Below are 9,460 nucleotides of genomic sequence, written 5' to 3'. Positions count from 1 at the left end.
ATCCGAATTCGACACTCAGATGATCACCGATGAGCTGCGAGCCCTTCACGCTCGGGCCGGCTCCAGCAGCGAACCCCGCTCAACTTCGAAGAGCCGTCATGGCGCAGGTGCCGCCGGAGTTGCGCGGCCAGGTGGAACGGGAGTTCCAAACCAGCCAGATCGAGATCGGCAGCCCGCCCGGGCTGGAGCTGTCCTCCGTCCGGCACTCCCTCGGGGTGCTCCGCGCCGAACTGGCCGACGCCGCCGAGCGGGCCGGCGTACGGCTGCTCGCCATCGGCACCGGGCCGGTGGACGGGCCGGTGCCGCCGGTGGTGGACAAGCCCCGCTTCGACCGGATGGTCGAGCGGTTCCAGCTGCTGGTGCCCGGCCCCGGCAACAACGGCATGCACGTGCACGTCGGCATCCCCGACCCGGAGGCCGGGGTGCAGGTGCTCAACCACGTCCGCCCCTGGCTGCCGATCCTGCACGCGGTGACCGCCAACTCCCCGTTCGCCAGGGGCGCGGACACCGGGTACGCGAGCTGGCGCTCGGTCGAGTGGGAACGCTGGCCGTCGGTGGCGCCCACCCCGTACCTGGGCTCGCACGAGCACTACGAGCGGCTGATCCGGCAGCTCATCGCCAGCGGCGTGATGCTGGACGAGGGAATGCTCTACTGGTACGCCCGGCTGTCCGCGAAGTACCCGACGGTGGAGCTGCGGATCGGCGACGTCTGCCCGTCGGTGGACGACGCGGTGCTGGTCGCCGCCCTGGTGCGGGCCCTGGTGGCGACCGCGCTGGCGGCGGTCGCCGAGGGACGGCCGGCCGTCCGCACCGACCACCACCTGCTGGTCGCCGCGCACTGGCGGGCGGCCCACGACGGGCTGGAGGGCGACGGCGTCGACCTGACCGACGGCGAGCTGCGCCCGGCCTGGGAACTGCTGGACCGGCTCGTCGACCGGGTCCGCCCGGAGCTGGCGCGGCACGGGGACCTCGACCAGGTGACCGAACTGCTCGGCGGGCTGCGCCGGCACGGCAGCGGCGCGGCGCGGCAGCGGGCGGTGTTCGCGCGTACCGGTCAGTTGGTCGACGTGGTGGCGGACGTGGCCCGGCAGACCCGAGGCTGACCGGCCCCGCCCCGGATCTTCGCGTGACAGGATGGGCCCGTGGCGGAACGGCTGATCGTCGTCGGCGGGGACGCGGCCGGGATGGCGGCCGCCTCCCAGGCCCGACGCCGTCGCGACGGAGCCGACCTGGAGATCGTCGCCTTCGAGCGCGGCCACTTCACCTCGTACTCCGCCTGCGGCATCCCGTACTGGATCAGTGGGCTGGTGCCGGACCGGGACGCGCTCATCGCCCGCGGTGCGGTCACCTTCCGCGAGCAGTTCGACATCGACGTGCGGCTACGGCACGAGGTCACCGCCATCGACCTGGACCGCCGCGAGGTGGTCGCCCGCGACCTGGACGGCGGCGGCGAGGTCCGCGCGGGTTTCGACAGCCTGGTGTACGCCACCGGCGCGGTTCCGGTGCAGCCCGAATGGGCGCGTGGCGGCATCGCCGGGGTCTTCGGCGTGCAGACCCTCGACGACGGCGCGGCCCTGCTGGGCTGGCTGGACCGCGAGCCGCGGCCCCGGCGCGCGGTGGTGGTCGGCGGCGGCTACATCGGCGTGGAGATGGCCGAGGCGCTGCTCCAGCACGGGCTCTCGGTCGACCTGGTCGAGCAGGGCGCCCAGCCGATGTCCACGGTGGACCCCGACATGGGCGAGCTGGTCGCGGCCGCCCTACGCAAGGTGGGCATCAGCATCCGTAGCGGCCTGACGGTCACCGGCCTGCAGGAGCGGGACGGGCGGATCGCCGCGGTGGTCACCGCCGAGGGGCCGATCCCGGCCGACGTCGTCGTGCTGGGTCTCGGCGTACGCCCGAACACGGCCCTCGCCGCAGCGGCCGGCCTGCCGCTCGGCCCGACCGGCGGGATCCGCACCGACCTGCGGATGCGGGTGCCCGGGATGCCGGGCGTCTGGGCCGCCGGCGACTGCGTGGAGACCCTGCACCGGGTCAGCGGCCTGCCGGTGCACATCCCGCTGGGCACCCACGCCAACAAGCAGGGCCGGGTCGCCGGGATCAACATCGGCGGCGGGTACGCGACCTTCCCCGGCGTGGTCGGCACGGCGGTGACCAAGGTCTGCGACCTGGAGGTGGGGCGGACCGGCCTGCGGGAGCCGGACGCCGCCGCGGCCGGGTTCGAGTTCGTCACGGTACGGGCCGAGTCGACCAACCGGGCCGGCTACTACCCCGGCGCCCGCCCCATGACGGTGAAGCTGATCGCCGAGCGGCCCGGCGGCCGGCTGCTCGGGGCGCAGATCGTCGGCTGGTCCGAGGCGGCCAAGCGGATCGACGCGCTGGCCGTGGCGTTGTGGAACGGCATGACGGTGGACGAGATGACCGCGCTGGACCTCGGCTACGCCCCGCCGTTCGCGCCGGTCTGGGATCCGGTCCTGATCGCCGCCCGCCGGGCCGTCGACGCCCTCTCCCGCACCGAACGGTAGGGCTGCTGTCGGTTTCGGGTGCAGTTGTTGTCGTCCCAGCGACAACAACTGCACCCAAAGTCGGCTCTGATCGTCAGATGCGGCTGCCGAGGGACGACGCGTCGGGGTTGGAGTGGCTGCTGTTCGAGCAGTCGGGGATCGTCACCTGGGCGCAGGCGACGGCGGAGTTGACCCCGGCCACCGTGCGACACCTGCTGGCCAGCGGGCGCTGGCAACGGGTGTGTCGCGGCCTGCTCCGCGCGGCGCCCGGCGGCCCGTTCAGCCAGGACGAACAGTGGTGGGTCGCGGTGCTGGCCGCGGGCGAGGGGGCGGTACTCGCCGGGCTGGCCGCCGCCCGGGCCGGCGGCCTGCGCGGGACCTGGCGGTACGAGGTGGTGGACGTCCTGGTGCCCCACCAGCGGCGCGCCACCGACCTGCTCCGCCGGCTCCCGCCGGGCCTGCCAGCCGTACGGGCGCGCCGGGTCCGCCAACTCCCGCACGCCGACCGGCAGCGGGGCCGGCCGGACCGGACCAGCATGGCCAGGTCCCTGGTGGACGCGGCGCAGTGGGCGCGTACCGACGACGAGGCGCAGGAGATCCTCGCGGCCGGCTGCCAGCAGCGGCGGGTCACCCCGGCGGAGGTCGGCGCGGTGGTGGACCGGCTGCCGCGCGCCCGGCGCCGGAGCCTGATCCGGGAGACGTTGCGCGACGTGGCCGGCGGTGCGGAGGCGCTCTCGGAGATCGATCTGGTGCGGCTCTGCCGCCGGCACGGCCTGCCGATGCCGGACGGGCAGGAGCGCCGGCGGGACGCCGAAGGCCGGATCCGCTACCTGGACGCCTACTGGCGGCGCTGGCGGCTGCACGTCGAGGTGGACGGCGCGCACCACATGGACGCCCGGCACTGGGCGACGGACCTGCGCCGGCAGAACCGGGTCTGGATCGAGGGCGACCGGATTCTCCGCTTCACCGCCCTCGACGTCCGCCGCCCGGAGGAGGTCGCCGCACAGCTGCGCGCCGCGCTGTCCGCCGCGGGCTGGCGTCCGTAATCCGCTTCGGGTGCAGTTGTTGTCGTCCCAGCGACAACAACTGCACCCAAAGTTTCTTGTCGGGGGGCGCGGTTAGCGTGTGCGCGCTGTCGCGGTGCCGGGTCCGGCGCCTTTTCCCCTCGGAGGCATCCCATGTCGCAGGAGACGACCTACCTCGAACTGTCCGAAGTGGACGGAGGAGCGCACAAGTTCTACGAGGTCGTGGTGGCGGACACCGCGATGACCGTGCGCTACGGCCGGATCGGCGACCAGGGCCAGGTGAAGACGACCACCTTCCCGGACAACGCCCGGGCCCGGGCCGCCGCCGCGAAGAAGATCGGCGAGAAGGTCCGCAAGGGGTACGCCCCGGCGGTGCGGGGCGTACGCCAGAAGCGGGCGGTCTCCCGCCGACAGATCGTGAGCACCCGCTCCACCGCCCGCACCGCCCCGGTCCTCTGGCGGTACGACTCGGGCGCGCCCGCGTTCGGCATCTTCATCGACGGGCAGAGCTGCATGGTGGGCAACGAGCGCGGGGTGATCACCACCCTGGGTCACGACGCCCGGGTGCTGAACCAGGTCCGGCTCCCCGACGGGGTGAAGTGCATCGTCGCCGACGACGCCTGGATCTACGCGGGTTGCGACGACGGCAACGTCTACGACCTCTCCGGCAAGGTGCCCCGGGTGGCGTACGCGATCGCCCCGGACATCGACATCTACTGGCTGGACATCCACGACGGCGTCCTGGGCGTCTCCGACCGCGAGGGCGGCATCGCCGCGATCGACCACGAGGACGAGTTCCTCTGGCGCCGGCCGGGGCGGGGCCGGTCCGCCTGGATGGTGCGCTGTGACACCGATGCGCTCTACCACGGCCACTCGCAGGGGGTGACCGGCTACGACTGGCGTACCGGGCGGGAGCTGTGGCACACCCGGACCGGGGCGGTGCTCTTCGGCTGGCAGGAGCGGGACAGCGTGTTCGCCGGCACCGGCACCCGCGAGGTGGTGCGGCTGCGCAAGGACGGCCGCGCCGAGCGGACGTACCGGTGCGACGCGGCGGTCTTCTCCTGCGCCACCGCCGAGGGCGGCCGGTACGTCTTCGCCGGCGACAGCGCGTCCTCGATCTACTGCTTCGACGCGGCCGGCAACCGGCTGTGGAAGCTCGGCACCGGCTGCGGCTCGGCGTACTCGATGCAGTACCACGAGGAGCGGCTCTACGTGGTCACCACCAGCGGCTACCTGGCCTGCATCGACGCCAGCGAGCCGGCGATCCGGGCCGCCGAGGCGGGCAGCGTGCCGGAGGTCGTGGACGTCAAGGCCCCGACCCGGCTGCCCGAGCCGGCCGCCTGGACCACGGTGGAGGTCACCACCGACGACCGGGCCGGCGTGGTGGTGGAGTGCGTCGAGGCGAGCGGCCGGCTGCGCATCCACGTGCTGTCGGACGGCTACCGCCGGGACTGGTCGGTGCAGTTCCCCAAGGGCATCCGGGAGCCGGGCGCCCGCTACCTGGTCACCGAGGTCCGGGAGGCCGGCCGGGGCGGGTTCTACCGGGCGTACGGCGACATCCGCCGCCTCCGCTGAGGGCTCCGGTCCGGGGGCGGGGCGGGACCGCTCCCGGACCGGTCATCGGCAGGTCCAACGCACCGCCCGCCACCGCCCCTGCCAGCCCGTCCCGGAATCGGTTGTACGCGACCCGCCGACGTGGTCCAGGATGGCCGGATGGCCGGGCAACTGGAGATCCCCGAGGGACTGGGTTGGGTCCGGCGGCTGCCGGCGGGCCGGGTCTGGCTGGCCGAGCTGCCGGATCTGCTGGCCGAGTGCGTACGGCGGTGGGAGCTGCGGGTCGGGCCGCCCTACCCGTACGCGTTCGCCTCGCTGGCGATGCCGGCGGAGCTGCCCGACGGCACCGCCGCGGTGCTGAAGCTCCAGTACCCGGACGCGGACAGTGCGCACGAGGCGACCGCGCTGGCCCGCTGGGCCGGTGCCGGCGCGATCCGGTTGCTGGCCCACGACCCGGCACGGCGGGCGCTGCTGGTGGAGCGCTGCGTGCCCGGCACCCCGCTGCACGAGCTGCCCCTCGATGCGGCGCTGGACGTGGTGGTCGAACTGCTCCCCCGGCTCGGCGTGCCGGCCGGCCCGCCGTTCACCCCGCTCGCCGAGGAGGCGGCCGGCTGGGCGGAGCAACTACCGGCGAACTGGGAGCGGGCCAACCGCCCGTACGAGCGGCGGCTGCTGGACGCGGCGCTCGGGCTGCTCGCCGACCTGGTGCCCAGCCAGGGCGAGCAGGTGCTGGTCAACCAGGACCTGCACGCCGGCAACGTGCTCCGGGCGACCCGGGAACCGTGGTTGGTCATCGACCCGAAGCCGCTGGCCGGCGAGCGGGAGTTCGCGCCGGTGCCGATGGTGCGCGGCGCGGAGCTGGGGCACTCGCCCGAGGCGGTCCGCTATCGGCTGGACCGGCTCAGCGCCGAGCTGGGCCTCGACCGGGAGCGGGTCCGGGGCTGGACGATCGTGCACACCACGGCCTGGAGCATCGGCGGGGACCAGGTCTTCCCGAACCAGGTCGAGGTGGTCCGCTGGCTGCTCGGCGAGGGGTGACCGACCCCGGGGAGGGGTCGGTCACCCCGCGAGGCCCGGCGCTCAGGCCGGGTACGGCGCCGCCTCCCGTGCCGTCCGCAGGGCCCCGGCCCACCAGGCGAGCTGCTCCAGCAGGGTCTTGGCGTATCCGGAAGCCTGGGGATCCAGCGGCCGGCCGTCCTCCCATCCCGTGAAGTAGTTCGGGAAGGCCAGGCCGTCGCGGATCGTCACCGCGTGCAGTTCGGTGAGGACGTTCTCCAGGTGCAGCACGGCGTGCCGGCCGCCGGCGGCCCCGCCGTAGCTGACGAAGGCGACCGGCTTGGCCGTCCACTGGGTGAAGTGCCAGTCGATGGCCGCCTTCAGGGCGGCGGGGTAGCTGTGGTTGTACTCCGGGGTGACCAGGATGACGGCGTCCGCGTCCGCGAGCCGGGAGGTCAGGGGCGCCATCCCCGCCGGGCGCGGGTACGCGTCGCCGGCGAACTTCGGCGACATCGCCGGCAACGACAGCGGGATCTCGATCTCCGCAAGGTCGATGACCTCGACGTCGAACCCGCCGTGCTCGCGCGCCCGCTCGGCGACCCAGGACGCGACGACCGGCCCGAACCGGCCCTCACGGACGCTCCCCACGACGATGACCAACTTGTGCTTCTCGTTCATGCGATCCACGGTCCGCTGTCACGTCGACGGTAACCAGACCGGGCGCAGGCTGGCCCCCGTAGGGCCACGCTACGACGGCTGCGGCTGCCGGGAGCCGCCCTAGACTCTGGATCCATGAGTACGCCGTTGGGCGACTTCGTCCGGGCGAAGCGCGACAGCATCCAGCCGGAGTCCTTCGGTCTGCCCGATCGTGGCCGGCGCCGCTCCCCCGGCCTGCGGCGCTCGGACCTGGCCACCCGTGCCGGGATCAGCGTGGAGTACCTCACCCGGATCGAGCAGGGACGGGACCGCAACCCGTCCCCCGCCGTGGTGAACGCGCTCGCGGACGCCCTGAGCCTGGATGCCGGGGAGCGCCACCACCTGCGCTACCTCGCGAAGATCACCGGTGGTGCCTGCTCCGCGCACCGGCGGCCGTCGCCACCCAACCGCGAGATCCGGCCCACCGTGCGGGAGACCCTCCGACTGCTCGAACCCGGCGCCGCGTTCGTCACCAACCGGCTGGGCGACGTGCTCGCGTACACGAGCGGGTTCGAGCTGGTCATGCGCGAGAGCGGGCTGCTCGACACCGAGTCACCGAACCTGACGCGCTACGTGTTCACCGACCCACGCGCCCGGACGTTCTTCCCCGACTGGGATCAGGTGGCCGACGAGCAGGCCTTCGACCTGTGGCTCGGGCCGTCCGCCGAGACATCCGAGTGGTTCAAGGCCGAGCTCGCTCCCGTCGCCGGGCAGGAGTTCACCCGACGGCTCAACCACCACCTGCCCCCGCCGCAGGTCCCGCTGCGGCTCGACCATCCCGCCGGGCAGGAGCTGCGCTGGCACCGGGAGCGGCTGGAGCTGCCCAGCATCGACGCGCAGCAGTTGGTCGTCCTCCTACCCGCGGACGGGACGACGGCGGAGGCCGTCGAGCGGCTCCGTCACCAACACCGCGTCCTTCGCGCGGTCGGTTGACGCGACCGGCGGGCTGGGGGATGCGACCGGGGATCGTCGGGCGGCAGCACCCGGGGCGGCCTGAACACCGGACCCGGCGTCAGCCGGCCTGGCAGGTGGGGCACCAGTAGAGGTTGCGGCCGGCCAGCTCGCCCCGGCTGATCGCGGCACCACAGACGTGGCAGGCCGCGCCGGGGCGGCGGTAGACGTACACCTCCCCGCCGTGCCGGTCGACGCGGGGCGCGCGGCCCAGCGCCTCCGGCAGGTGCTCGTCCCGCACGGTGTCGATCCGGCTCCGCTCGACGGCGAGGGTCATCAGCGCCACCAGGTCGGCCCAGAGCTCCGCCCAGCCGGCCGGGGTGAGGTGCCGCCCGGGCAGGGTGGGCGGCAGCCCGGCGCGGAACAGCGCCTCGGTCACGAAGATCAGCCCGGTGCCGGCCACCACCGACTGGTCCAGCAGCAGCGCGGCGAGCGGGGTGGGGCTGCGCCGGATCCGCGCGTACGCCCGGTCGGGGTCGGCGTCGGCGCGCAGCGGGTCCGGGCCGAGCCGGTTGCGCAGGGCCGCCACCTCGGGCGGGGTGAGCAGCTCGCAGGCGGTCGGGCCGCGCAGGTCCAGCCAGTGCCGGTGGTCCTCGCCGGCCGGCGGGACGCCGATGCCGGCCAGATCGAGGCCCACCTCGGCGCGCCTGCCGCCACGCCGAAAGCCGGCGCCGTCGTTGCTGAGTCGCAGCCGCACCTGCCCGACCGGGGGCGGCGGCTCGCCGGGCCCGTCGGCGAACTTGCCGTAGAGGCCGAGGTGCACGTGCAGGGTCAGCTCGCCGGCGTAGTGGTGCAGCAGGTGCTTGCCGTACGCCTCGGTGCCCTCGAGGACGGTGCCGGTGAGCCGGGCCGCGCCCTCGGCGAAGCGGCCCTGCGGGCTGGCGGCGTGCACCCGGTCGCCCGCGAAGAGCTCGGCGTGTCGGGCCGCCAGGCGGTGGATGGTGTGTCCCTCTGGCACGACGGCAACGGTAGCCCCGGCGCCCGGTCGGCGCCGCTGCGGAGTCCGGCCACCCGTCGACGGGTGTCGAATTCCCGGCGGCCGGGTACCTCCTGCGTGTCACGCGTGGTCGCCACTGCGCATCACCCGGCCTCCACGCAGCAGATCAGGAGGTGCCGAAATGAAGATTTTGTCCCACCGCAACGCCCCGGCTCGAGATGAGGACGTCAACGGCGACGGTGACGGCGTCGTCGACGGCCGCGGCCCGGCCGCCACCGGCCGTCCGGTCGCTACCGAGGAGCGGCGCACCGGGATCGACCCGGATCCGACCCTGGAGCGCACCGTCGACCTGGACCGGGACGGCCAGCCGGACCGGCCGTCGGCCCGCCCCGATGCCGATGCCCGGACGGCTCCCGTGGCCCTCGGGCCGAAGCCCCGAGCCAGCCTGCTGGCCACCCTCGGCCTGATCGTCTCCGTGGTCGGCGCCCTGTTCGTGCTGAGCGGCACCCTCGCCGGCTACGGCATCGGGCTCGGCGCGGTCGGCGCGGTGCTCGCCGTGCTCGGCCTGGTCGCCACCCGCCGGCGGCACGTGGCCGGTACGACCGACGCGCTGATCGGCGTGGTGGTCGGCCTCGCCGCCGTGGTGCTCGGCCTCGTCGCGCTGACCGGCCAGTTCGACTGGCCGACGACCGACGGCGAGTGGGTCGGCCGGTTCCGGGAGTGGCTTGATTCACAGTTTGCCGCGATGTTCTGACGGGCACTGATCGGCTCGCCTGGCGGTGCGCCGGCACGCCCGACCA

At 74.2% G+C, this 9,460-nt stretch carries 9 protein-coding genes; 7 read left to right on the top strand and 2 right to left on the bottom strand.

The features are described from left to right. The first annotated feature begins 29 nt into the window (after nt 1-29). The 5 genes from ACFYML_RS27180 to ACFYML_RS27160 all read left to right on the top strand — a co-directional run bounded on the left by ACFYML_RS27180 (nt 30) and on the right by ACFYML_RS27160 (nt 6,118). A complete protein-coding gene (locus ACFYML_RS27180; RefSeq protein WP_387423324.1) occupies nt 30-1,103 on the top strand; it encodes a glutamate--cysteine ligase in 1,074 nt (357 codons plus the stop codon). Between the two features lie 39 nt (nt 1,104-1,142). Continuing rightward, nucleotides 1,143-2,522 (top strand): FAD-dependent oxidoreductase, encoded by a 1,380-nt coding sequence (locus ACFYML_RS27175; RefSeq protein WP_387423323.1) that lies wholly within the window; start codon nt 1,143-1,145, stop codon nt 2,520-2,522. A gap of 77 nt (nt 2,523-2,599) precedes the next feature. Next, nucleotides 2,600-3,547, top strand: coding sequence for a hypothetical protein (locus ACFYML_RS27170; RefSeq protein ID WP_387423322.1), 948 nt, complete (start codon nt 2,600-2,602; stop codon nt 3,545-3,547). Nucleotides 3,548-3,679: 132 nt separating this feature from the next. Beyond that, complete coding sequence (locus tag ACFYML_RS27165; protein WP_387423321.1) at nt 3,680-5,101, top strand: WGR domain-containing protein; 1,422 nt, start codon at nt 3,680-3,682, stop codon at nt 5,099-5,101. A 138-nt stretch (nt 5,102-5,239) separates the two neighbouring features. Continuing rightward, on the top strand, nt 5,240-6,118 hold the full coding sequence (locus ACFYML_RS27160; protein WP_387423320.1) for an aminoglycoside phosphotransferase family protein: 879 nt from the start codon (nt 5,240-5,242) through the stop codon (nt 6,116-6,118). Between the two features lie 42 nt (nt 6,119-6,160). Here the strand turns inward: ACFYML_RS27160 and ACFYML_RS27155 are convergent, their stop codons facing one another. After that, the gene (locus tag ACFYML_RS27155; RefSeq protein ID WP_387423319.1) at nt 6,161-6,754 is read right to left on the bottom strand and encodes an NADPH-dependent FMN reductase; all 594 of its coding nucleotides are present in this window, start codon (nt 6,752-6,754) and stop codon (nt 6,161-6,163) included. 114 nt (nt 6,755-6,868) lie between these two features. Between ACFYML_RS27155 and ACFYML_RS27150 the strand changes: the two genes are divergently transcribed. Then, complete coding sequence (locus ACFYML_RS27150; RefSeq protein ID WP_387423318.1) at nt 6,869-7,705, top strand: helix-turn-helix domain-containing protein; 837 nt, start codon at nt 6,869-6,871, stop codon at nt 7,703-7,705. A 79-nt stretch (nt 7,706-7,784) separates the two neighbouring features. Here ACFYML_RS27150 and ACFYML_RS27145 read toward each other — a convergent pair whose 3' ends face one another. Continuing rightward, a complete protein-coding gene (locus ACFYML_RS27145) occupies nt 7,785-8,681 on the bottom strand; it encodes an Fpg/Nei family DNA glycosylase (RefSeq protein ID WP_387423317.1) in 897 nt (298 codons plus the stop codon). Nucleotides 8,682-8,841: 160 nt separating this feature from the next. Here ACFYML_RS27145 and ACFYML_RS27140 point away from each other — a divergent pair, with 160 nt between their 5' ends. After that, nucleotides 8,842-9,414: a hypothetical protein gene (locus ACFYML_RS27140; RefSeq protein WP_387423316.1), complete on the top strand. Its 573-nt coding sequence runs from the start codon at nt 8,842-8,844 to the stop codon at nt 9,412-9,414. Nucleotides 9,415-9,460 lie beyond the last annotated feature (46 nt).

Source organism: Micromonospora sp. NPDC007230 (genome assembly GCF_042869115.1).
GTDB lineage: Bacteria > Actinomycetota > Actinomycetes > Mycobacteriales > Micromonosporaceae > Micromonospora.
The sequence above is the reverse complement of the archived record's forward strand: the minus strand, read 5'-3'. Positions and strand labels throughout refer to the sequence as shown.